Consider the following 25289-nt stretch of genomic DNA (forward strand, 5'->3'; position numbering starts at 1 on the left):
GCTTCGTTCACTTGCCTTAATTATGCTCCCCAAAAACAAGTAATGTTTTTGCTGAATGGAAAGCATTGTTTTGTCGAGCGAAAAGCAATGCTTTACCATGCAAAAAGCAATGTTTTATGAAACGGAATAGGTTGGAACTTTAGGAAGGGGCTGTTATAGGTCGAATAGTCTCTCTACCGCCACGGCTACTCCATCTTCATCATTACTCAGGGTAATGTAGTCAGCAGCTTGCTTCACTGGCTCCTGGGCATTGGCCATGGCAACGCCCATACCTGCGAATTTAATCATGCTAAGGTCATTGTAACCGTCGCCCATGGCTACCATCGCTTCACGCGTGAGGCCCAGTTTGTCCAATAGCACGGACAAGGATTGGGCTTTGTCGATGCCCATTGGCACCAGCTCCAGAAAGTAAGGCTCCGAGCGGTAGACGCTGATTTGTCCCTGCAGGCGGAGGGAGAGTTCGGCTTCGGTTCGTATCAGTCGGTCGGGGTCGCCCACGATGAGGCATTTGGGCAGGGGGAGGGGAGCTGCTGCCAGAAAATCGTCTACGGCACGTATCTGCATTTTGTTCAGAAAGGCTTCCTTGCGGACATATTCGTCGTCGGGACTTTCGGTCAGGATGTATTCGTTGTCGTAGGTCAGGATGGCCTGTTCGTTACGCACAGAGGCTGTATAGAGTATGGGCAGCACATCGTCGGGCAAGAGGTTCTTGTAGAGCAGACGGCCTGTGCCCCATTCGATAATTTCGCCTCCGTTGTAGGAGAGGATGAAACCACCGTATTCTTTCATGTGTAGAGCGTCGGCCAGGGGAGCGATGCCATACGTGGGGCGGCCTGAGGCCAGTACCAGGCGGACATCTCTTTGCTGGAGGCGGAGCAGGGTCTGCAGGTTGCGTGGAGAAATCTCTTTCTTCGAGTTGGTCAGGGTGCCGTCCAGGTCGAGGACAAGCAGGTGGTATTTTTTTGTCATCTTGTGGTTTCTTTATTGAATTTTAGCGGCAAAGATACGGAAAGACGAGAGCAGAGGCAAATCACAAGAGCAGGAATTTTCTGTCTGATTGAGGAATGTATTTCCTTTTTTTGAGCAAAGTGAAAAAATAATCGTTTTTTGATCGAGAAAAATGTTTTTTGTATTGTTATTATTGCTACCTAAGCTATCGGCTATTCTTCAAGGTTTGTAATGGCTGGAACTATGGAAAATATTTTTAATAGAATTAAGTATGGAAACGACAAAAGAAATCTATGAAGCCCCCCTTTGTACAGTCATCGAAGTGGAGCCCGTGCAAGTAATCTGCTCCAGTGTAACAGGTTCACACCAAGGATTTGGTGAAGATAATTACGGATGGTAATTGACATACAGAAATCCAACCAATCAACTTATCAGTCATGAAACAAATCAAAGCTATACTCTATCTGGCGGTCTTGACCGCCATGGTATCCGCCTGCTCCGAGGACGAACTGGCAGACAACACACGACCCTCAGGCAAAGTGCCAATGGAATTCTACGCCAACACCGACGCCTCCACACGCACCGAGCTCACTACCGGAAATGCCGTATATTGGGAAGCGAACGACACCATCTCGCTGTTCGACCCCAACGGCGATAACAATCGCTTCTATACTACCGAAAGCGGTCCGAGCGTCACCTTCACAGGCGAGGCAACTCCTGTCGAGGGTACCTATTATGCTCTCTACCCGTATGATGCGAATGCACAAATAAAAGGCACCACCATCACCACCACTCTGCCAGCCGAACAGGATGCACGAGAAGGTAGCTTTGCACAAGGCCTGAATCCGTCCGTAGCCACGGCCGATGCGCAGCACAACCTTTGTTTCAAAAATGTTTGTGCTTTGGTGAAATTTACGCTTGTCGAAAATATCACTACTACCATAACCAAGGCAACACTTTGCGGAAACAACGGTGAGGCGTTGGCAGGGACACTGACTATCGATGCTTCACAAGAGAATCCGATAGCGAATGTTGACCCCGAATGGGCTGGAATAGAAATTGCTTTAAAAGGAAACTTAATTGCAGGAAAAAACTACTATTTCGTAACCGCCCCGGCCACACTAAGCAACGGGATAACGCTTACACTTTATAACTCAGATGGATATATATGGAAGAGAGAAGGCACTCAATCTGCCACATTTACAGCTAGCCGCATACTAAATTTGGGAACGATGCAACCTGACGAATTCGAACCGGAACAGGGATATGAAGTGATAGACGGCACGTATCACATTTACAATGCCAAAGGCTTGCAGGCTTGGGCTTCAGATACCGATGTATTGAACAAGAGCGTCATACTGGAAAAGGACATAGACCTGACAAACGTGGACTGGACACCTGTAGGTAGCAACATGAACACCGGCACAGGCTACGCCGGAGACTTCGACGGCAATGGAAAATTTATCTATAACCTCGTGGTAGAAAGCGACGCAAGCAATGTGGGTTTCTTCGGTGGACTGGCTGAAAAAGCCAAGGTGCATAATGTGAAGTTTGCTAACGCCCAAGTAACTGCCACCAGCGGAGCTGCCTATGCAGGCGTGATAGCCGGATCCAGCATGGGTAAGATAGAAAGCTGCAACGTGCGTAGCTCCCAAGTGGCGGGACACTATGCCGGAGCCATCGTGGGAAACAACAGTGTGCAGGTGAACGGATGCAATGCACTTGATGTTGAGGTCAGTGCCACTCATGCCGCCGGAGGCATCGCAGGTGCCAGCTATGGAAAAACAGAATATTGCAGTGTATCGGGCAACAGCCACATAACAACAACAGGATCAAGCACTCGTGCCGGAGGCATCATAGGAACCTCTTCCCAAGAAGGCGGCGTCAGCACCAGCGGTCGACTGCTGAAGTGTGCCGTAGATGGTGCTACCATTTCGGGATATTGGGCTGGAGGCATTGCCGGTGAAAACAGCTTCGGCATTGTGGCGCAATGTATTGCCAACAGGGTGACGGTAACCCACAACTCATCCCAACCAAGTTCCCGCCTGGGTGGTGTGGTAGGTTATAACACTCGAGGCGATGTAGTGGCCAGCTATTCGGCTTATTCTACAATAGGTACTGAAAAACTTATATCAGAAGCGATGGGCGGTATTGTGGGATATAATAACAACAGTTCGTCAAATGTCTATGGATGTTATTCTACGCATGTATCATTATTGGGTACAGTAAATAATAGAGGAAGTATTGCTGGATATACTGGTGGACATGTCACTTCGTGCTACGCAATTTTGCCCGATGGGGTAACCGGTATTAGTCTGGTAGGTGGCGGTTCGTTCTCTTCCGATCATTGTGTGGATGCTGGGGGTGCAAATTATGAGGTCTTGGTTACCGGTGTTGACAATCTTACCGCTTCTGACGGCTCTGTCTGGGAAGCAGTCAAGATATGGGATCTTACCGCTTCGGGTACTCCTACCATCGTGTCGACTTATATTTGCGAGCCGCCGGCCACGAAGCCTTGACCTCGCATCTTTGTGATAAATGAAAGCCCTCAACGACCTTGTCCGGCAGTTGAGGGCTTTTTATGTTTGGCCTGTTTGATATGGAATGTGTCGGATTACTCCAAGCACTCATCCAAGTCATGCGCCAACTGTTCCTTGTCAAGGTGTTGGCCGATGAAGACAATCTTTTGCATGCGGTCGCCGTACTTTTCGTCCCAGTCGCGAAGCAAGCCAGGCTCTTGTTTCATCAGCTCGATGAGGTCTTCTTCGGGCGCGGTGGCATACCACTGTCCTGCCTCGGTGAGCTGCTTCTGCACGCCTACCTGCTCAAAGAGGTAGGACATGTCGCGGTTGTGGCTGAAGTAGCATACACCCTTGGCGCGGATAATGTTCTTCGGCCAGCGGGTGGCGATGAAGTGGTCGAGCTTGTGGATGTCGAAGGCCGGTCGGCGGTAGTATACAAATGTGCCGATGCCGTATTCTTCCACCTCTCCGCCTTCGTGGTCGTGGTGGTGATGGTGGTGATGATGTCCTTCTTCTTCGTGCTCGTGTTCCTCGTGGTGGTGCTCTTCTTCATGCTCGTGGTGATGGCTGCCGTGGGCATGTGCTTCGCGCTCCTCTTCCTCCGTGGCGGCCCGTTCTATTTCGCGGATCCAGCCGGCTGAGGTGGCGGCACGTTCGAAGTCGAACAGATGTGTGTCGAGCAGTTTCTCCAGCGGTACGTCGGCGTAGTTGCATTCGATGATTTCGGCTGAAGGTTGCAGGGTGCGGATGATTTTCTTGATGCGTCCCAACTCTTCGGGCTTCACTTCGGCTGCTTTGTTTAACAGGATGATGTTGCAGAACTCTATCTGCTGGATGATGAGGTTTTCGATGTCTTCCTCGTCCAGTCCCTTGCGTGTCAGGCTGTCGCCGCAGGCAAATTCGCTTTGCAGGCGCAGGGCGTCGACTACGCTGACCAGGCAGTCCAGGCGGCAGATGCCGTGGCGGGTATAGGCATCGCCCAGGCGAGGGATGGAACAGAGTGTCTGTGCGATGGGTTCGGGCTCGCAGATACCGCTGGCTTCGATGACGATGTAGTCGAAACGTTCGGTGCACATCAGTTCATAGACTTGCTCGATGAGGTCGGCCTTCAGTGTGCAACAGATGCAGCCGTTTTGCAGGGCTACGAGGCTGTCGTCTTTCTGAGCCACTACGCCGCCTTTCTGGATGAGGTCGGCATCGATGTTCACCTCGCCGATGTCGTTCACGATGACAGCGAAGCGGATGCCTCGCTTGTTGGCCAGGATGCGGTTCACCAAGGTGGTTTTGCCACTGCCCAGGTATCCCGTGAGCAGCAGTATGGGAATTTCTTTTTGTTTCATGTCGTTTTTTATTTAGCAGGGGCAAAGATAAGCCTTCTGGATTAGATTATGCTTCCAAGTCCTACCTTTTTCTTGTAAGTTCTCTTTGTTTTTAGATAAAATAGGATGCACTTCGACAGCGTCTTCACTTAAAAGCAGGCTTTTAGTTTGGTACTGCGCTCACCTTTCACTATTTTTGCAGAAGCATCTGCGGAGAGGGCGGTTGTTGGTTCCTCTTTCTGTCAAAAGATGCCATGTCGTAACCCTTAAAAAGAAAGAGATTTATGTTTTCTGGAATTGTAGAAGAGTGTGCCACGCTGGTAAACGTGGTAAAAGAACAGGAGAATGTGCATTTCACTTTCCGTTGCTCCTTCGTGGGCGAACTGAAGATTGACCAAAGTGTGGCTCACAACGGCGTCTGCCTGACCGTCGTGGCGCTGACCGACGATACTTATACCGTCACTGCCATGAAGGAGACGCTCGACCGCTCCAACCTGGGCTTGCTGAAGGTGGGCGACGAGGTAAACGTGGAGCGCAGCATGATGATGAACGGACGTCTGGACGGACACATCGTGCAGGGGCATGTCGATCAGACGGCTACTTGCATCGACGTGAAGGATGCCGAAGGCAGCTATTATTTCACCTTCCGCTATGCGTTCGACAAGGAAATGGCCCGACGCGGCTACATCACTGTGGACAAGGGTTCGGTTACAGTCAACGGAGTCAGCCTGACGGTGTGCAATCCCACGGATGATACCTTCCAGGTAGCCATCATTCCCTATACCTTTGAACATACCAATTTCCACGCCATTCAGGTGGGCTCGGTAGTGAACTTGGAGTTTGACATCATCGGCAAGTACATCAGCCGTATGATTCAGTATCAGTCATAAATCATATCATATAAAAAATGAAGAATCTGTGCTGGATGCTCTTAGGAGCAAGTCTGTTGACAGCCTGCAGCCCTGCGGCTAAAATGGAAATCAGCGGTACGCTGAATGGCATTGAGAGTGATACGTTGTTGGTCAACCATCGGTCGGTAGACGGTGGCGAGGCACGGCTAGACACAGTGCCTATGCTGAATGGGCAGTTTGCCTTTAATGTGGGCGACAGCGTGCTGAAGCAAGTCTATATCTATGCCAAGCCCTCAGGTAATGGTGCTGTTAGTATGAAAGCTTTGGGACTGGTACTTTTGCCCGGCCGTCCTGTTACGGTAAGCGGTACGCTGGATGATTATCGTCTGAGTGGTGATGCTTTTTACGAAGCCTGCAATGAACTGAATGAACAGCTCCGCCCTTGCATCACGAAGCTCGATTCGCTTAGCAAAGTATGTATGCAGATGGAGGTTGATGGCATTCCTGCCGACAGCATCCGACTGGCTTATGCCCCTTCACGAGAATTTCTGAACCGTATGCAGGACCTGCGTTGTGACTTCATCCGCAGCCATGCCGACCAGGATGTGGCCGTCTATGCTCTGTCACGCGACTTGTCTGTTGAGAAGATTGGCGAGATGCTTGATGTGGTGGCCGAGCCTGTACGTACGGGTGTGATGGCACCGTTGTATCGTCAGGTAAAGGATGGTTATGACAAGGAAATGGCCCGTCGTGCTGCTGCCGAACGGGTGAAAGAAGGCAATGCGGCTCCCGAATTTACGCTGAAAGATCTCAAGGGTAATGACTTTACTCTTTCGTCGCTTCGAGGCAAGTATGTAGTACTTGATTTTTGGGGCAGCTGGTGTGGTTGGTGTATCAAGGGTGTACCCGATATGAAGAAGGCCTATGCCAAGCACAAGGCCAAGGTTGAATTTGTGGGCATCGACTGTCGTGATACAGAGGAGAAATGGCGCAAGGCGGTAGAAGAGCATGACATGCCTTGGTTGCATGTTCGCAACGAGGGCGATCCCGATGTCTCTGTCCTGTATGCTGTCCGCGGCTATCCGACGAAGATAGTCATCAGTCCCGAAGGTGTCATCCTGAAAGTAGTTGTAGGTGAGGATCCTGAATTCTATACTTATTTGGATGGATTGCTGAAGTGAGGCCCGTATTTGAAACAGCCTTCTTAAGTCTTCAAGATATTGTCATAAACTTATAGATGGAGAGATAGCAATGGATTTTCTGCAATTGGCGGCCAGCCGCCAGAGCGATCGCGCTTACGAACACCGACCTGTGGAGCGCGAAAAGTTGGAGCGCATCCTCCGGGCGGCCTGCCTGGCTCCTTCGGCCTGCAATGCCCAGCCGTGGAAGTTTGTGGTGGTAGACGACCCCGAACTCGCGCGAAGGGTGGGGAAGGCTGCCGCAGGGCTGGGCATGAACCAGTTTGCCAAGGAGGCGCCTGTTCATATCCTCATTGTCGAGGAGTCGATGAACTTCACTTCCTTCCTTGGCGCGAAGATCAAGGACAAGTATTTTCCCCTGATAGACATCGGCATCGCCGCTGCCCACATCACGCTTGCCGCCGAGAGCGAAGGCCTTGGCTCGTGCATCGTGGGTTGGTTCGACGAGAAGGAGATGAAGCAGCTGGTGGGCATTCCTGCGGGCAAGCGCCTGTTGCTCGATGTGGTCGTAGGCTATGCAGCCAAGCCCAAGCGCAAGAAGTCGCGCAAGGATCTGGAGAAAGTCGTATCGTATAATCACTATTAAAAACTGTGGCGTGCGAGGCTATACTTGCACCCTTTCTGACGAAGCACTGCGTCAGCCTTTCAGAAAGTGCTTCCTGAGGGTCTCATGCAGTGCTTTGTGAGGAGGTGAGGAAGCACTGTGTCACGCCTTCATGAAGCACTGTGTGAGGACGTCTGCTGGTGGAATGTCCCCCTGCGACGCTTTTTTTTGTTTAATAAGTCCGCAGATTTGCTAAAACATGTTATTAAACATGCTTTTTTAGTTGGATTATTTGCAAGTTGCTGAAAAGTACGTACCTTTGCAGTGTGTTTTTCATAGTATTAGATTTAAGGTTAACAAAGGTTGGGCTCAGCGGAGCCCTTTTTTTATGTCCGTACCTCTCGTGTCGGGATTATAAATCTTTCAGCAACACTTCGCCCGCATTCCTGTAATATTCTTCACGTGTTTTCATCAGTGTCGTCCACTGGTCGTTGTAGGCGTGTTCCTTGTCTATCTTGAAGTCCTCTGAACCATGCGAGTCGAGGCGGTCGAGCAGGACGGCTACGTTCAGGCGGTTGATGTCCATCGAGGGCTGGTAGGAGAGCGATTCACTCTTCTCGTCGGTAGCCACTTCGTGCACCAGCTTCACGTCCTGAAGTTCTTCAAATATGCGTCGGGTCAGGCGGATGGGGATCTGACATTCCTCCGAAATCTCTTCGGCCGTATAGGGCTTTTCGCCGCGGGCAAAGCGCTTGGCGATGAGCGACATCATCAGCACGGCCACGAAGTCGTGGTAGCGTCGGCTGATGTTGCGCGTATCCTTGTCGAAGCTGAAGCTGTTGATGTTCTGCCCTGCATAGGTCAGCTGGACGCCAAAGAGGCAGATGGTCCACGAGATCTGAAGCCAGAGAAGGAGCAGGGGCAGGGCGGCGAAGCTACCATAGATAGCATTGTAGCGCGACACCCACAACTGGCTGCTGATGTAGAGGAACTGAAAGGCCTGATAGGCGGTACCTGCCAGGATGCCCGATATGAGCGCGTGCTTGAACTTCACCTTCGTGTTGGGCATGAAGATGTAGAGCCCTGTGAACATGCACCACGTCAGTACATAGGGAATGAGGCGCACCAGAAACTTGCCCAAAGGGGCCAGCAGGGTGAAGTCTTCCATGTTCTTCAGCATGGTGCTCATGAAGATGGAAAGACCGCCCGAGAGCACCAATAGGATAGGTATCAGGAGCAGCATGGAGAAATAGTCCGTGATGCGCCGATAGACGCTTCGTGCCTTCTGCACCTGCCAGATGCGGTTGAAGGTGATTTCCATGTTGTTGATCAGGTTGAGCACCGACCAGAGCAACATGATGAGACCCACGCCGATGAAGATGCCGTTCTTCGTTTGCGACAGGTAGGTGTTGACGATGTTCAGGATGGCGCTGCTCGTCTCGTTCAGGCCGCCGAAGCCTGTAGCAATTTCGTGCTCTATCACGTTGTCGAAGCCGAATCCGCGCGCGATGGCGAAGACCACGGCCAGGATGGGAATGAGGGCAAACAGCGTGCTATAGGTCAGGGCAGCGGCCTTGTTGGCCAGTCGGTCCTTGGTAAATCGGTTGACACAGAGGTAGATAGTCTTGATGACGGTATAGACGGAGAAGGTGGTCTTGTTCACCTCGTCCTCCGTGATGCGCCAGATGTCATCGGTGAGGAACTTCCAGAGTCTTGCGATTTTTTGGTTCATGGCAAAGATACATATATAATAAAAAGAAAAGCAGTTGGCCTGTAAGCCGGGTTCTGTGCCTTGTCCGAGGGGGACAAGGTGTCTGCCATTTATCTGAGCCGTATGTCACCATACGCGCTTTAGCGGTCTACCCTCCGGCATCGAGCGAGCAACTCTCCTTGCGCCGGTTTACATGACCTTACAACTCCCAAGACGCACAGCCCTTGTGTCGCCACAAGACTGGTGGGCTCTTACCCCGCCTTCTCACCCTTACCCTCCTTCCGAGAGAAGAAGGGCGGTTGTTTTCTTCTGCGTTACTCTACCCTCGCGGACAGCTTTCTGTTAGGAAGTGGGACGCTCTGTGTTGCCCGGACTTTCCTCATGCACACCCAAAGTGCAGGCGGCAGACCGGCCAACTGCTTTATGGTGGCAAAGGTACGATTTTCGCGTCAAAAACACAGGATTTATGGAAATAATTCGTAGATTTGCTCGTATTAATCACCCACAAACAGACATTTCATGAACAAAAACTATCTTATTCTTGCTCTTTTGCTCTTCTGCTCCTTGCCATCCGCAAGGACCTATGCCGCAGGCGGGGACATTCCGCCCGAGGTTGTTGCCCTGACCGACAGCCTCAAACAGAAGTATGCCCCCGACGGGCGTGTAGCCCTTTTTAAGACAGACTATACGTTCGACGGCAAGCACGTGATGCTTCGTGGCGAGACTACTTCGCCTTCTGCCAAGGCCGAACTGGTGGAGGCCCTGTCGAAGGCCGGCTACGAGGTGATGGACTGCCTGAAGGTGCTGCCCGACGAGGCGGCGCTCGAGGGAAAGACTTATGGCATCATCAACCTCTCCGTGGCCAGCTTGCGCGTACAGCCCGACTATTCGTCGGAGATGATGACGCAAGCCCTGCTAGGCATGCCCGTGCGTGTGCTCGAGCGCGACGGATGGTATCGCATTCAGACACCCGACGACTACATCGCCTGGACGCATCGTGTCAGCGTCCTGCCCGTCACCCGCGAGGAACTGACGGCTTGGAATCGGGCAGAAAAGGTCGTGGTCACGTCGCACTACGCCTTCGTCTACTCCCAGCCCGACCGACGCTCGCAGACGGTGTCCGACATCGTGGCTGGCAACCGCCTGAAGCTGGAAGGCACGAAGGGAGGCTTCTATCGCGTGTCCTATCCCGACGGCCGACAGGGCTATGTGGAGAAGTCCGCCGCCTTGCCCGAAAAAGAATGGCGCAAGAGCCTGAAGCAGGATGCCGCCAGCATCATCCGCACGGCCCACACGCTGATGGGGGTGCCCTATCTTTGGGCAGGCACCTCGTCGAAAGGCGTGGATTGTAGCGGCTTCGTGCGCACAGTGCTCTTCATGCACGACATCATCATCCCCCGCGACGCCTCCCAGCAGGCCTACGTGGGGCAGCATATCGACATCGCCCCCGACTTCTCCAACCTCCAGCCGGGCGACCTCGTGTTCTTCGGACGCAAGGCCACGGCCGAACGCAAGGAGCGGGTGGTGCACGTGGCCCTGTACGTGGGCGGCAAGCGGTTTATCCATTCGCAGGGCGACGTACACGTCAGCAGCTTCGACCCGCAGGACGAACGGTTCGACGAATACAACTTGGGGCGCCTGCTCTTCGCCGCGCGCGTGCTTCCATCTATTAATAAGGAGAAGGGGCTGAACACGACGGACGAGAACCCCTACTATCGGTGGTGAGCAGGAAAGCATTGCTTTCCCCTCCGTAAAGCACTGTTTTCTCCTCCGCAAAGCATTGCTTTCTCGAGGACGTCGGTGCTGTATTGAAAATAGACTAAAAACGATATAAAATAAGAAGATACTACGATGCAAAATAGAAGAGATTTCCTGAAGACGGCGGCCTTTGCCGCATTGGGTTCAGGCATGGTGATGAACGAAGCGCTGGCCGCTGAAAAGAAGCGGGGTGCATGGTTCAATCTGAACAGAAAGAGTGGCGCAGGGACGCAGATGAAGTTGCGCTTCTTCCCCTACGAGTTGAAGCTTCGCCACGTCTTTACTGTGGCCACCTATTCGCGCAGCACGACGCCCGACGTGCAGGTGGAGTTGGAGTACGATGGCGTCATCGGCTATGGTGAGGCCTCTATGCCGCCCTACCTGCAGAAGGAGTTGGGCACGCTGGACAGTGTGATGGCCTTCCTGAAGAAAGTGCAGGACACGATCGGTCGGTTCTCCGACCCCTTCCAGATGGAGGATATCCTGGCTTACATCGACAGCCTTTCGGAGAGTGACGCGGCGGCCAAGGCGGCCGTAGACATCGCCCTGCACGACCTTGTGGGCAAACTCTTGCAGGCGCCCTGGTACAAAATATGGGGGCTGGACAAGGAAAAGGCCCCGTCGACCACCTTCACCATCGGCATCGATACGCCCGACGTGGTTCGCGAGAAGACCAAGGAATGTGCCGACCAGTTCAATATCCTCAAGGTGAAGCTCGGAGGCGACAACGACAAGGAGATGATCGAGACCATCCGTTCGGTCACGTCCCTGCCCATTGCCGTGGACGCCAACCAGGGGTGGACCGACCGCCAGCATGCCCTCGACGAGATACACTGGCTCAAGGAGCAGGGCATCGTCATGGTGGAGCAGCCCATGCTCAAGACGCAGATCGACGACATCGCCTGGATTACCCAGCAGAGTCCTCTGCCCATCTTTGCCGACGAGGGCGTCCAGCGCCTGAAGGATGTACCTGCGCTGAAGGGAGCCTATACGGGCATCAACATCAAGCTGATGAAGTGTACGGGCATGCGCGAGGCGTGGAAGATGCTCATCCTGGCGCGTGCGCTCGACATGAAGGTGATGGTGGGTTGCATGACGGAGACTTCGTGTGCCTGCTCGGCGGCTGCCCAACTCTCGCCCGCGGTCGATTTTGCCGACCTCGACGGCAACCTGCTCATAGCCAACGACCGTTTCCGAGGCATGGAGGTGGTCAAGGGGAAGATTACCTTGCCCGACCTGCCTGGCATTGGGGTAGTGATTAATAATTGATAATTGATAATTGAGAATTGAAAATGAAGAATAGCCGTGTGCGTGTGTTCATTTTCCATTTTCAATTCTCCATTTTCCATTGAATGTATGAAGAACCTGCTTTATCTTGTCCTGTTTCTGCTGGCCTTTTCGGCTTGCAACCGCAAGGCGTCCGACGCTTCCTACTCGTGGGCGTCCGACCTGCACCAACGCCTCCTGACTGATTTCTGCCTGACGGAGGCGCAAGTGAAAGATTACATCCGCCGCTACCTGCCCGACGTGACCGACGAGCAGATGCGCCAATGGGAGGAGTCGGGCGCGTTGGAGTGCATGATGCTCGACGGCGAGAAGCGCTACTTTCGCAATGCGGGTCCCAACCTTTTCCGCATCGACTCCCTGTGTCGTGAGGTGAAGCTGGCCAAGGAAGGCGAACAGGTGAGCACCAGCGACCGCGCGAATGCTGAGAACCTGCCCGAAATCTTGGCCGCTACCGACGGACGGGGCGACTCGTGCCTGGCGGCTCCCAAGCGCATGCGCGTCACCTATACGCTGACCGTCGACACCAATGCCGTCCCAGCGGGCGAAGTAGTGCGTTGCTGGCTGCCCTATCCACGCACGGACATTCCCCGTCAGCAGGACGTGAAGCTGATAGCCACCAGCGAGCCTTCGTACACGCTGACCTCTGAAGGCACGACGCACAGCACCCTCTACATGGAGAAGCGGGCGGTGAGCGGAGAGCCCACTGTCTTCTCGGAAACGTTCGAATACACCTCTTATGGCGAGTGGCACGACATTCGTCCCTCCGACGTCCTGCCCTACGACACCACGACGGAGCTCTACCGACGCTATACGTCCGAGCGCGACCGCCACATTGTCTTCTCGCCCCGCCTGCGCCAGTTGGCTGACAATTTGACAGAGGGCGAGGACAATCCCTACTTGAAGGCCTGTCGCATCTTCCGCTGGGTGAACGATCACTTCCCTTGGGCCTCTGCGCGCGAGTATTCTACCATCGACAACATCCCTGAATATGTGCTCGACAACCGCCATGGCGATTGCGGCCAGGTGACGTTGCTCTTCGTTACCCTGTGTCGCATTGCGGGCATCCCTGCCCACTTCCAGAGCGGCTTCATGATGCAACCCCGCGCATGGAACCTGCACGACTGGGCAGAAGTCTACTTCGAGGGCATCGGCTGGGTGCCTGTCGACCAGTCATTCGGCCTGGCTCCCTATGCGGAGAAGGCAGGGAAGCCCTATTTCTATCTGGGCGGCATCGACTCGTGGCGCATGGTGGTGAACCAAGACTATGGCATGCCGCTCGTGCCCGAAAAGAAATATCCGCGGAGCGAGACGGTGGATTTCCAGCGTGGCGAAGTGGAGTGGACAGGTGGTAACCTGTACTTCACTGAGTGGGGCTATCACATGGATATAGAGTATCTGAACTATTGACCTCGTGTTCCGTTCGACGTTTCCTTTTTCCGACCTGTGAAGCATCTCTTTAGAAGCGGAAACATATTTTTACGCTCTAAGCCTCAAAGTGTTAAAGTGGCAGGAAACGTGCATAAATGCTAATTTGGTAGCCTCTGTCGTTAACCGCTGTTAAGCTCAAAAACGGCTTTGTTAAAAGAGGACAAAAAAGACTGACAGGGTGAATAACTGAATAGTTTTTGTCGTTATTTTAACGTCATAAAGTTAAAACAAAGTCGAATATTAACATTTTAAAGAGATAAGATTTATGAAACGGACAGCAAAAATGGTAATGGGAGTCACCGCTGGTGTACTTCTGAGTTCCGCGATAGGTGGATTTACTGCCTACAAGTTAATGGCCAAGCAGCAGATGGAAAACGCCACGTTCAGCGAGCTTTTCCAGCAAAATCCAAATAATGTAAGGTTGGCAGGTCTGAGCGCGATCAATGCGCAGCCCGTCGACCTGACCCAAGCCGCCGAAAGTTCAGTACATGCCGTAGTGCACATCCGCGCTACCGAGTTGAGCAAGACGCGTACCATCCAGACACAACCCGATATTTTTGATTTCTTCTTTGGCGATGGCCGTGGCCAGCAGCGTCAGATCCAGACGCAGCCGCGTGTGGGCTTCGGTTCGGGTGTCATCATTTCGAAGGACGGATATATCGTGACGAACAACCACGTAGTCGAGGGTGCTGACGAAATCACTGTCAAGCTCAATGACGAGCGTGAATTGAAAGGACGTGTCATCGGTACCGACCCCGACACCGACCTGGCTCTGCTGAAGATCGAAGGCGACGATTTCCCCACCATCCCTGTGGGCAATTCGGACAACCTGAAGGTGGGCGAATGGGTTTTGGCCGTGGGTAACCCCTTCAACCTGAATTCTACCGTTACGGCAGGTATCGTGAGCGCCAAGGCTCGTTCCATCGGTACGACGGCTGCCAACGGACAGGCTGCCAGCATCCAGTCGTTCATTCAGACCGATGCCGCCATCAACTCGGGTAACAGTGGTGGTGCCTTGGTGAATGCCGCCGGCGAGCTGGTAGGTATCAACGCCATGCTTTATTCGCCTACGGGTGCCTATTCGGGCTATGGATTTGCCATCCCTACCAACCTGATGACGAAGGTCGTTTCCGACCTGAAGCAGTATGGTACCGTTCAGCGTGCTTTGTTGGGCATCAAGGGCGGTGACTTTACGACCGACCTGCAGATGAACGACGAAGTGGTGAAGGAGATGGAGAAACGCATGGAAGAGCTGGGCGTGAAGGAGGGTATCCTTGTGGCTCAAGTCATAGAAGGCGGTTCGGCTGCCGGTATCCTGAAGGAAAACGATGTCATTATCAAGCTGGACGGCAAGAAGCTGCACAAGTTCACCGACCTGCAAGAGGCTCTGTCCAAGCATCGTCCTGGTGACAAGGTACAACTGACCATCGTTCGCGACAAGAAGGAAAAGGAAGTGACCATCACGCTGAAGAACGCTCAGGGCAATACGAAGGTAGTCAAGAATGCCGGTATGGAAATCTTGGGTGCTGCCTTCAAGCCGATCGACACCGACCTGCGCCGCCAGCTCAACCTGGGTTATGGTCTTGAAGTGACAGGCGTAAGCGGTGGCAAGATGGGCGATGCAGGCATCTGCAAGGGCTTCATCATCCTGAAGGCCAACGGCCAGCCGATGAAGACCGTCGAGGATCTGGAGGACGTACTGAAGGCTGCTACGCAAACACCCGAACAAGTGCTCTTCATCACGGGTATGTTCCCCTCGGGCAAGCGTGCCAGCTATGCAGTAGATTTGAGTCAGGAATAAGATTTAGGTATTAGATATAGATATAGGATAGGTTAGACAGTTGATAAGGTAAGAAGGTTGAAGTATGTTTAATTTATCTTGTAAGTGGTGCCGGCAAAGAACTTGTCGGCACTCTTTTTGTTACCTGTTGTAAGGAGCCCGAAAGGCGTTCCTCTGACTTTTTTTGTTGAACCTGACAAAAAGATGGCAAAAGATTGGTGCTAATCCGATTTTTTGTCGTAACTTTGTCAACCCAATATGTATATAGAAGAATGAGACAACTAAAAATTACCAAAAGTATCACTAACCGAGAGAGCGCTTCTCTGGACAAGTACTTGCAGGAAATCGGGCGTGAGGACCTCATTACTGTTGAAGAAGAAGTGGAACTCGCTCAGCGCATCCGCAAGGGTGACCGTGTTGCACTGGAGAAACTGACACGTGCCAATCTGCGTTTCGTCGTATCTGTCGCAAAACAGTATCAGAACCAAGGCTTGAGTTTGCCCGACTTGATCAATGAAGGCAACCTGGGTCTGATCAAAGCAGCCGAAAAGTTCGATGAGACACGTGGTTTCAAGTTCATCAGCTACGCGGTGTGGTGGATACGCCAGTCCATTCTGCAAGCCCTGGCCGAACAGTCGCGTATCGTGCGTCTGCCGCTCAACCAGGTGGGCTCGCTGAACAAGATCAGCAAAGCCTTCTCCAAGTTCGAGCAGGAGAACGAGCGCCGTCCGTCGCCCGAAGAGCTGGCCGATGAGCTGGAAATCCCTGTCGACAAAATCTCCGACACGCTGAAGGTATCCGGCCGCCACATATCGGTCGACGCGCCTTTTGTCGAGGGAGAGGACAACAGCCTGCTGGATGTTTTGGTGAATGACGATTCGCCTATGGCTGACCGCTCGTTGGTGAACGAGTCTCTTGCGAGGGAAATTGATAGAGCACTTTCTACGCTGACCGAGCGCGAAAAGGAGATCATACAGATGTTCTTTGGCATCGGACAACAGGAAATGACCCTGGAGGAAATCGGCGACAAATTCGGGCTGACCCGTGAACGTGTGCGCCAGATCAAGGAAAAAGCTATCAGAAGATTAAGACAAAGTAATCGTAGCAAATTGCTCAAGTCCTACTTGGGATGAGTGGGAATATCGGTTTCCGACAAACAAAAAGAATTCAAAAAACGGCAGTGGCGTGCAGCTCTGCCGTTTTTTTTGTTACCTTTGTCCCCTATAAAGTGATAATTTGGAATTTTTGAAAACAGAAAGACGTATGAAATACATTCGACTGATTATGGCGGTGGCTCTGACCTTCCTGGTATGTTCCGCCTTTACGATGAAAAAAGACAAGGAGAAACCCGTGTATGTTTTTGGTGTGGCAGCTTCGTTCACCGATACGCTGGTCTATTACACCGACATCCAGTTGCTGGACAGCGTTCACCTTAACGAGCATGGCTTCCTGCCCCAGCGCGACTTGTATTCCTACCAGCTGAAGAACCATCTGGAGTATAACATGAACAAGCTCAACTATACGTGTGTCATCTATTTCTCCGACAACAAGAAGAAGCTCGAGAAAGAGGCTTCGAAAGTGAAGTCTGGCTACCTGAAGAGCAAGCAGACCTTGCGGCCGATCGAGGCTTCGGAGTTTCAGTTCAAGAAGCCCGAAGAATAATGAATAAAATGTTGAGATTTAGTATGTTTAGACAGGTATATATTATATTGTCATTATTTTCGTTCTTGTTTTTGGGCTCTTGTGGTAAGGAAGATTTGCCCGATGCAATAGCGGTTTCAGGGGTTGTTCTTGATGTTGATGAGGTGACTCTTGATGTTGGTGATAGTATAAAATTGAATGCTGTTGTTTTGCCTCAAAATGCGACTAATAAAAAGGTTTCTTGGCTTTCTAGCAACGAAAATGTTGCTGTTGTTACATCTGAAGGTGTTGTTAAGGCTTTGAAAGAGGGAGTCGCTTCCGTTGTGGTTGTTACAGAAGATCAGGGGGTATATGCAAGTTGTAGGGTGTATTGTGGGGATAATGGTGAAGTTGGGATACCTGTTGATAGTTTATATCTTAATAAGTCTGAACTTCTTTTGCAAGAAGGCGATACTTATCAGTTAAAGGCTATAATATTGCCTGATGACGCAACTAATACAAATATCACTTGGCATTCAAGTGACGCATCTGTTGTATCTGTTGATGAAAATGGAATGATTTTGGCTAATAAGGTAGGGGTAGCAAAGGTTATTGCTACTACTGAAGATGGTGGTAAGGTTGCTGCATGTAGTATCAGAGTATTTGAGCCTTCGCCCTACAAGCGGACGGTGCTGGTCTATCTGGCTGCCGACAACAATCTTTCTTCCTTTGCGCTGGAAGACCTGGCTGAAATGAAGGAAGGCATGGTGCAGGTATCCGACGGTATGCTCCATCTGCTCGTCTACATTGATACGGGCAGCTCGCCCCGCCTTGTGGAACTGAAGAAACAGAACGGACAGGTGGTGGAAGACGTGGTGCGCACCTACGACGATCGCAATTCGGTGGGCGTGGACGAGACGCGCGAAGTCTTTGCCGACGTATTTTCCAATCCCGATTTTCTGGCCGAAGGCTACGGCTTGATTTACTGGTCGCATGCCGACGGGTGGATCCCCTACGGTCAGGCTTCGACCCGTTGGGTGGGGCAGGACAAGACGGACGGTGACCATCGCATGAATATCTCCGAGTTGGTATCTGTCCTTGAAGGGGCGCCCCATCTCGATTTCCTTATGTTCGATGCCTGCTTCATGGCCTCTGTCGAGGTGGCCTACGAGCTGCGCGGCTTTACCGACTACTACATCGGTTCGCCTACCGAGAACCCCGGTCCCGGCGCTCCCTACGAACGCCTGGTTCCCCTGATGGCTGCCGACCAGGCAGCGGTCGAGATGTCCAAGGCCTATTTTGCTGCCTACGAGGAAATCTATAACGGCGGTATCGGCATCAGCAACAACAACTGGACGGGCGGTACGTCCATCTGCGTGATGCGCACCGACGCCCTCGAGCAGCTGGCCGCACTCACCGCCCAGCTCCTGCCCGAAGAGGTGGTGGACATAGCTGCCTTGAAGGAAGAAGTCTTCGACTACGACCACAAGGGGTGGGGTCGCGACTACGTGGGCTACTTCGACCTGAAGCAACTCATGGAGCAGGTGCTCGACGATGCCTCGTATGCCACGTGGACGCAGGCCTTCGACGCCGCCATTGCCTACTGGAGCACCACGCCCAAGAACTACTCCCAGTTTGTCGGCATGTTCTCCATGGAGGGTGCCAACGGCATCACCCACTACATCCCCGGCAGCAGCACCCAGCGCGATGCGGCCTACCGTTCCCTGAAGTGGTATCAGGACGCAGGGCTGGAGAAGCTGGGATGGTAACGGATGGACTGGCTTTTTCTTGCTTGTAATGATTTATATGGCAATTTTCTGTTTTGATGTAATTTTATTTTATTATTATTACTGTTTCCCCATACATCCTTACGCCCTTACATTACAAAACTTACAAAAAGAAATTGTGTGTTGCTTTTTGGCTGATAGACTTGAATTTGGAAGTTTATTATATATTTATATATATAATATATATTATATATATAAATATATAATAAAAATATTTTGCTTATGATTTGAAACCTGTCAGTCGTTGGAAGCGGACGGATGTTTTTATTCAAAAAAAACAATTGTAAGTTTTGTAATGTAAGGGTGTAAGGGCTGTTTTTATTTCATGCAGTCCTCTTCCTGAAACCGATGATCTCATTCCTGTGCGGATGGACACGCCGTCCGCCCCCGCCGCGTACCGGCGAGGATATGTTCCCTCTCTCAGCAAAACATCGCTTCCTGCCCCGCAAAACGGTGCTTTCCTCCCCGCAAAACAATGCTTTCCAAAAGAAAATAATATCTTTTCTGATAAATTTTCCATTGGAAATTATATTTTCTCGGAAATTATGCTTTTCTTTGCGGCGTGAAACCGAAAACAACAACGAAAACCCAACAACAAGAAACGTTATGAAATACCTGATTATTGGGGGTGTGGCAGGCGGAGCAACCGCCGCCGCCCGACTGAGAAGAGTGGACGAAGCGGCAGACATCATCCTGCTGGAGAAGGGAAAATACATCTCGTACGCCAACTGCGGCCTGCCGTACTACATCGGCGGCGTCATCGAAGATCGTGCCAAGCTGCTGGTGCAGACGCCCCAGTCGTTCGGGCAGCGCTTCCGCATCGACGTGCGTGTGGAGAACGAGGCCGTGGCCATCGACCCCGCCCGCAAGGCCGTGACCGTGCGCCGTGCCGACGGCACCACCTACGAGGAGACCTACGACAAGCTGCTCCTCTCGCCCGGCGCCACGCCCGTGCGTCCGCCCCTCGAGGGCATCGGCGAGGAGGGCATCTTCACCCTGCGCAATGTGGACGACACCGACCGCATCAAAGCCTATCTCACGGAGAAGCGCGTGCGTCGTGCCGTCGTGGTGGGCGCGGGCTTCATCGGGCTGGAGATGGCCGAAAACCTGCACCACGCCGGCGTGGCCGTCTCCGTGGTCGAGATGGGCAATCAGGTGATGGCCCCCATCGACTACTCCATGGCCGCCCCCGTGCACCAGCACCTCGTGGAGAAGGGCGTGGGCCTCTACCTGGAGGAGGGCGTCACCAGCTTCCGCCGCACCGACGAGGGCCTCACCGTCTTCCTGAAGAGCGGCAAGACCCTGCAGGCCGACCTTGTGCTGCTCTCCATCGGCGTGCGTCCCGCTACGGCCTTGGCCAAGGAGGCCGGATTGAAGCTGGGCGAGACGGGCGGCATCTGGGTGGACGAGTACCTGCAAACCTCTGCCCCCGACATCTATGCCGTGGGCGACGCCATCGAGTTTCCGCACCCGTTGACGGGCAAGCCCTGGCTGAACTACCTGGCCGGCCCTGCCAACCGACAGGGACGCATTGTGGCCGACAACATGGCCCTGGGCAACGTCACCGCCTACGAAGGCGCCATCGGCACCTCCATCGCCAAGGTGTTCGACCTCACCGTGGCCTCCACCGGCTTGGCCGCCAAGCGCCTGAAGCAGCTGGGCATGGACTACCTGAGCTCCGTGACCCACTCCGGCTCGCATGCCGGCTACTATCCCGACGCCCTGCCCCTGACGCTGAAGCTGACCTTCGACCCCCGGTCGGGCCGCCTCTACGGCGCCCAGTGCGTGGGTTACGAGGGCGTGGACAAGCGCATCGACCAGATTGCCCAGCTCATCAAGCACGGCGGAACGGTGTACGACCTCGTGGAAACCGAGCACGCCTACGCGCCGCCCTTCTCGTCGGCCAAGGACCCCATCGCCATCGCCGGCTACGTGGCCTCCAACCTGCTGAGCGGAGCCATGCCCGCCATCACCTGGCGCGAGCTGGTGGCGCAGAAAGACGGCCTTGTGCTCATCGACACCCGCACGCCCGAGGAATTTGCCTTCGGCACCATCCCTGGCGCCGTGAATATCCCCCTCGACAACCTGCGCCAGCGCCTGTCCGAAGTGCCGACGGACCGTCCTGTCGTGGTGTTCTGCGCCGTGGGTTTGCGTGGCTATCTGGCGCAACGCATCCTGATGGGGCACGGCTACACCAACGTGCGCAACCTGATTGGCGGCTACAAGACCTATTCCGCGGCCGTAGCGCCCGTTTTGCCTACCGAGGCGTGTTCTTGTACCCGCGAGCCGTCCGCGTCGCACAGAGAGGCTGAAAATGCGTCGTGCGTGTGCGACCGCCCCGTGGTGCGCATCAACGCTTGCGGCCTGCAATGCCCCGGCCCCATCATGAAGGTCAAGGAGGCGATGGACGCCGCCGTGCCCGGCCAGCGCGTGGAAGTGGTGGCTACCGATGCCGGTTTTGCCCGCGACGCCTCTGCCTGGTGCCACACGACGGGCAACCGGTTGATTGAAAAATCGGAGTCGAAAGGCCGCTATACCGTACTTTTGGAGAAAGGAAACGGCGTTTGTGAGGCCGAAAATGGCGGAAAAAGCGGTCGCGGAAAGACGCTGATCCTCTTCAGTGACGACCTGGACAAGGCGCTTGCGACTTTTGTTTTGGCCAACGGAGCGGCCGCCACGGGTCAGAAGGTGTCTATATTCTTTACCTTCTGGGGATTGAACGTGTTGAAAAAAGTGAATAAGCCCGCCGTGCAGAAAGACATCTTCGGCCGCATGTTCGGCTGGATGTTGCCCTCCAGCTCGCTGAAGCTGAAGCTCTCGCAGATGAACATGCTGGGCATGGGCAGCCGCATGATGCGCTACCTGATGAAGCGCAAGGGCGTGGATTCGCTGGAGAGCCTCCGTGCGCAGGCGCTGGCACAGGGCGTGGAGTTCATCGCCTGCCAGATGTCGATGGACATGATGGGCATCGCCCGCGAGGAGCTGCTGGACGAAGTGACCGTGGGCGGCGTGGCCACCTACATGGATCGTGCCGACCAGGCGAATGTGAACCTGTTCATCTAATTGGAATGAAGAATGAAGAACGAAGAATGAAGAATTTCCGTGTGGCCAGTTTGCCCCTTATTCTTCATTCCTCGTTCCTTATTCTTCATTCCTCATTCTTCATTCTTCATTCTTCATTTATTTATATGGAAGTTTTGTGTAAGATACGCGACATCTATCGGGCCATCGCCGAGTTCGAGGCCCAGTTTGAGCAGGCCTATGGTCTGTCGCTCAACGAAGGCATGCTGCTCTGTACGCTCCTGTCGCGGGGCAAGCTGAGCTCCAGCGAGGTGGCCGAGGCTTTGGGGCTTTCGGCCTCCAACGCGTCGAAAGTCATCCGCTCCGTCGAGGGCAAGGAACTGATTGTGCGCCAGGTGGGGCGCGAGGACAAGCGTCAGATGTACTTCGTGCCGACCCCTGCGGGCAAGGAACTGATCGGGCGCATCAAGGCGGCCCACTTCGACCTGCCGCCGTTACTGGCCGAGGCCGTGGGCGAGGGGTGCTGAGACAGCTTCATCTTCGTTACCCGCGATGAGTTTTGAAGGAAGAACTTGCCTTTGGGGAAGGTTTTTTCTTCAGAATTGTTTATTTTTGTAGCCAATAATGATTGGACACAACAAAAAAAGAACGATATGCAAAAGCTGTTGTCATTGCCCCCCAACCTGGTGGAGGCCTTCTCCGAACTGGAACGTGTAGACACGAACGAATGGTTTTGTACGTCCGACCCTGTCGGCATGAAGCTGGGTTCGGGTGGTGGTACCACCTGGCTCCTGCGCCAGTGGGAGCAGAATCGCTCCGCCGAGGCACGAGCCGAGAAGCGCATCCTCCTCCATGCCGGCGGACAAAGCCGACGCCTGCCGTCCTATGCCCCGTCGGGCAAGATACTGACGCCCCTGCCCGTGTTCCGCTGGGCGCGCGGCCAGCGGTTGGGTCAGAACCTGCTCTCCCTGCAGCTGCCCTTGTACGAAAAGATCATGGAGCGTGCTCCCGAGTCGCTTCGCACCCTTATAGCCAGCGGCGACGTCTACATCCGTGCCGAGAAGCCCTTGCAGGACATTCCTGAGGCCGACGTCGTGTGCTACGGCCTGTGGGTAGATCCTGTGCTGGCCACCCATCACGGCGTGTTCGTCTCCAGCCGCAAGGAGCCCGAAGTGCTCGACTTCATGCTTCAGAAACCTTCGCTGGCCGAGCTCGAAGATTTGGCGCAAACCCATCTCTTCCTGATGGACATCGGCATCTGGCTCTTGAGCGACCGTGCCGTCGAGTTGCTCAAGAAGCGTTCGCTCAAGGCCGAAGGGCCGACAGACCCTGCCGTTCTCTGGTCCGACCTGCGCTACTACGACCTCTACTCCGACTTCGGTCGGGCGCTGGGTGCCCATCCGCGCATTGCCGACGACGAGCTGAACGCCCTGTCGGTGGCCATCTTGCCCCTGCCTGGTGGCGAGTTCTATCACTACGGCACCAGCCGCGAGCTGCTTTCGAGCACCCTCGCCCTGCAAAGCAAGGTGTCCGACCAGCGTCAGATCATGCACCGCAAGGTGAAACCCAATGCCTCCATCTTCACCCAAAACGCCGAAGTGGGCATCAAGTTCTCCGAGGCTAACGAAAACGTGTGGATAGAAAACAGTTGTGTGCCCGCTTCGTGGGAGCTTGGCGCGCGACATATCATCACGGGTGTGCCTCGCAACCAGTGGGAGCTAGTGTTGTTCGATGGCTATTGCGTTGACATCGTGCCCTTGCAGGGTGGAGGATGGGCGGTTCGCCCCTATGGCTTCGACAATGCTTTCAAGGGGGCTTTGGACGATGAGAATACCCGTTACCTGAATAACTCCTTCAACTTTTGGATGGAGTGCCGCGAACTTACTTTGGACGACTTCCCAGGCCGTCACGACGATCTTCAGGCGGCCGCCCTCTTCCCTGTGGTGTACGATGTGGAGATGATGGGGCAGATGGTTGCCTGGATGACCACTAACCCTACCTCGTGGGAAGTTCGTCAGAAGTGGCTGGAGGCTGAACGCCTCTCGGCCGACGAGATTTCCGCCCGTGCCGACCTGCGCCGCCTCTATGCCCAACGCGAAGCCTTTGCCAAGAAGAACTGGGAACTGCTGGCCTTGAACTATGAGAAAAGCGTCTTCTACCAGCTCGACCTGGCCGACGCCGCGCGCGAATACCATCGCCTCGACTTGCCGAAGCCAGCTCCGCTGCCCGACGATGCCCCACTGATGCAACGCATCCACAACCGCATGCTTCGTGCGCAGGTGGACAAGCTGGGCGGCGCCGACTACAAGGCCGACGAACAGGCTGCCTTCGGCCTGCTCCGCGAGGGCCTGCTGGCCGACCTCTACGAACACAAGAGCCGCCCCATGCTCAACGTCTATAGCGACCAGATTGTGTGGGGACGAAGCCCTGTGCGCATCGACATGGCGGGCGGATGGACCGACACGCCTCCCTATTCGCTCCTGGCGGGTGGGCATGTGGTGAACATTGCCGTCGAGCTCAACGGCCAGCCGCCCCTGCAGGTCTATGTCAAGCCCTGCAAGGACTTCCACATCATCCTCCGCTCCATCGACATGGGTGCTATGGAGGTCATCCGTACGTACGAAGAACTGCACGACTATTGCAAGATAGGTTCGCCCTTCTCCATCCCCAAGGCGGCGTTGGTGCTGGCTGGTTTCTCGCCCAAGTTCTCTGAAGTAGCTTACGAGACACTGACCGAACAGCTTCAGGCCTTTGGGACGGGCATTGAAATCACCCTGCTCTCGGCCATCCCTGCGGGGTCAGGGTTGGGTACCAGCTCCATCCTGGCGTCCACCGTGCTGGGGTCGCTGAGCGACTTCTGTGGCCTGTCGTGGGACAAGAACGAGGTGTGCCGCCGCACCCTCGCCCTCGAGCAGTTGCTCACTACGGGCGGCGGTTGGCAAGATCAGTATGGAGGTGTGCTTCAAGGTATCAAGCTCTTGCAGACGGAGCCTGGCTTCGTTCAGCAACCTTTGGTGCGTTGGTTGCCCGACCACTTGTTTGTACAACCAGAATATCGCGCCTGCCACCTGCTCTACTACACAGGTATCACTCGCACGGCCAAAGGTATTCTGGCAGAGATTGTCCGTTCGATGTTCCTCAATTCAGGACCTCATCTTTCCCTGCTGGCCGAGATGAAAGTTCATGCGATCGACCTGGCCGAAGCCATCCAGCGCAACGACTTCGAGGCCTTCGGCAAGCTGGTGGGCAAGACATGGACGCAAAACAAGGCTTTGGACAGTGGTACCAATCCGCCCGCCGTGGAAGAGATTATCAATAAGATCAAGGACTATACGCTGGGCTGTAAGTTGCCTGGCGCGGGTGGGGGAGGTTACCTCTACATGGTGGCCAAAGACTCGCAGGCAGCCCTTCGCATCCGCGAGACATTGACCCGCGAGGCGCCTAATCCGCGCGCCCGCTTCGTCGAGATGTCTCTGTCGGACAAAGGGTTCCAGGTATCGAGATCGTAAGTTAA

The 25289-nt window shown here is 54.0% G+C and carries 18 protein-coding genes, 1 other RNA gene and 1 pseudogene; 16 read left to right on the plus strand and 4 right to left on the minus strand.

The features are described 5' to 3' along the window. Positions 1-153: 153 nt before the first annotated feature. Entirely contained in the window at positions 154-969 is an 816-nt protein-coding gene (locus tag HF894_RS01130) for a Cof-type HAD-IIB family hydrolase (protein WP_204970800.1), read from the minus strand. A 250-nt stretch (positions 970-1219) separates the two neighbouring features. On the opposite strand from HF894_RS01130, the gene HF894_RS15260 reads away from it, so the two are divergent. Together HF894_RS15260 and HF894_RS01135 are read left to right on the plus strand one after the other, a co-directional pair. Beyond that, positions 1220-1348, plus strand: a complete 129-nt coding sequence (locus HF894_RS15260; protein WP_262899882.1) for a hypothetical protein — start codon at positions 1220-1222, stop codon at positions 1346-1348. A 37-nt stretch (positions 1349-1385) separates the two neighbouring features. Next, the gene (locus HF894_RS01135; RefSeq protein WP_204970801.1) at positions 1386-3467 is read left to right on the plus strand and encodes a fimbrillin family protein; all 2082 of its coding nucleotides are present in this window, start codon (positions 1386-1388) and stop codon (positions 3465-3467) included. A 95-nt stretch (positions 3468-3562) separates the two neighbouring features. Here the strand turns inward: HF894_RS01135 and HF894_RS01140 are convergent, their stop codons facing one another. Further along, a complete protein-coding gene (locus HF894_RS01140; RefSeq protein WP_204970802.1) occupies positions 3563-4810 on the minus strand; it encodes a GTP-binding protein in 1248 nt (415 codons plus the stop codon). 263 nt (positions 4811-5073) lie between these two features. Here HF894_RS01140 and HF894_RS01145 point away from each other — a divergent pair, with 263 nt between their 5' ends. The 3 genes from HF894_RS01145 (at position 5074) to HF894_RS01155 (ending at position 7425) form a co-directional block, all read left to right on the plus strand. Then, entirely contained in the window at positions 5074-5679 is a 606-nt protein-coding gene (locus HF894_RS01145; RefSeq protein ID WP_075317558.1) for a riboflavin synthase, read from the plus strand. A 17-nt stretch (positions 5680-5696) separates the two neighbouring features. Continuing rightward, a complete protein-coding gene (locus tag HF894_RS01150; protein WP_204970803.1) occupies positions 5697-6821 on the plus strand; it encodes a TlpA disulfide reductase family protein in 1125 nt (374 codons plus the stop codon). Between the two features lie 70 nt (positions 6822-6891). Beyond that, positions 6892-7425 (plus strand): nitroreductase family protein, encoded by a 534-nt coding sequence (locus HF894_RS01155; RefSeq protein ID WP_075317556.1) that lies wholly within the window; start codon positions 6892-6894, stop codon positions 7423-7425. 370 nt (positions 7426-7795) lie between these two features. Here HF894_RS01155 and HF894_RS01160 read toward each other — a convergent pair whose 3' ends face one another. Continuing rightward, on the minus strand, positions 7796-9115 hold the full coding sequence (locus tag HF894_RS01160; protein ID WP_204968895.1) for a YihY/virulence factor BrkB family protein: 1320 nt from the start codon (positions 9113-9115) through the stop codon (positions 7796-7798). A 26-nt stretch (positions 9116-9141) separates the two neighbouring features. Then, an RNA gene (gene rnpB, locus HF894_RS01165) (RNase P RNA component class A) lies at positions 9142-9514 on the minus strand. Between the two features lie 99 nt (positions 9515-9613). Here rnpB and HF894_RS01170 point away from each other — a divergent pair. The 11 genes and pseudogenes from HF894_RS01170 to HF894_RS01215 all read left to right on the plus strand — a co-directional run bounded on the left by HF894_RS01170 (position 9614) and on the right by HF894_RS01215 (position 25284). Next, positions 9614-10819: a C40 family peptidase gene (locus HF894_RS01170; protein WP_204970804.1), complete on the plus strand. Its 1206-nt coding sequence runs from the start codon at positions 9614-9616 to the stop codon at positions 10817-10819. Between the two features lie 126 nt (positions 10820-10945). After that, entirely contained in the window at positions 10946-12121 is a 1176-nt protein-coding gene (locus HF894_RS01175) for a dipeptide epimerase (protein ID WP_204970805.1), read from the plus strand. A gap of 87 nt (positions 12122-12208) precedes the next feature. After that, positions 12209-13546, plus strand: coding sequence for a transglutaminase-like domain-containing protein (locus tag HF894_RS01180; protein WP_204970806.1), 1338 nt, complete (start codon positions 12209-12211; stop codon positions 13544-13546). Between the two features lie 286 nt (positions 13547-13832). Continuing rightward, on the plus strand, positions 13833-15368 hold the full coding sequence (locus HF894_RS01185) for a Do family serine endopeptidase (RefSeq protein WP_204970807.1): 1536 nt from the start codon (positions 13833-13835) through the stop codon (positions 15366-15368). Between the two features lie 251 nt (positions 15369-15619). Then, on the plus strand, positions 15620-16480 hold the full coding sequence (locus HF894_RS01190; RefSeq protein WP_008766632.1) for a sigma-70 family RNA polymerase sigma factor: 861 nt from the start codon (positions 15620-15622) through the stop codon (positions 16478-16480). A 130-nt stretch (positions 16481-16610) separates the two neighbouring features. After that, entirely contained in the window at positions 16611-17009 is a 399-nt protein-coding gene (locus HF894_RS01195) for a hypothetical protein (protein WP_075319013.1), read from the plus strand. 23 nt (positions 17010-17032) lie between these two features. Next, positions 17033-17332 (plus strand): annotated as a pseudogene (locus HF894_RS15305) (Ig-like domain-containing protein); the annotation flags it as partial. Positions 17333-17353: 21 nt separating this feature from the next. Beyond that, positions 17354-18736, plus strand: a complete 1383-nt coding sequence (locus HF894_RS01200; RefSeq protein WP_317196512.1) for a clostripain-related cysteine peptidase — start codon at positions 17354-17356, stop codon at positions 18734-18736. Positions 18737-19360: 624 nt separating this feature from the next. Then, the gene (locus HF894_RS01205) at positions 19361-21817 is read left to right on the plus strand and encodes an FAD-dependent oxidoreductase (RefSeq protein ID WP_204970889.1); all 2457 of its coding nucleotides are present in this window, start codon (positions 19361-19363) and stop codon (positions 21815-21817) included. A 125-nt stretch (positions 21818-21942) separates the two neighbouring features. Continuing rightward, complete coding sequence (locus tag HF894_RS01210; protein WP_204968888.1) at positions 21943-22302, plus strand: winged helix DNA-binding protein; 360 nt, start codon at positions 21943-21945, stop codon at positions 22300-22302. A gap of 81 nt (positions 22303-22383) precedes the next feature. Then, on the plus strand, positions 22384-25284 hold the full coding sequence (locus HF894_RS01215; RefSeq protein WP_317196513.1) for a bifunctional fucokinase/fucose-1-phosphate guanylyltransferase: 2901 nt from the start codon (positions 22384-22386) through the stop codon (positions 25282-25284). Positions 25285-25289 lie beyond the last annotated feature (5 nt).

The organism is Caecibacteroides pullorum, from assembly GCF_019239235.1.
GTDB lineage: Bacteria > Bacteroidota > Bacteroidia > Bacteroidales > Bacteroidaceae > Bacteroides > Bacteroides pullorum.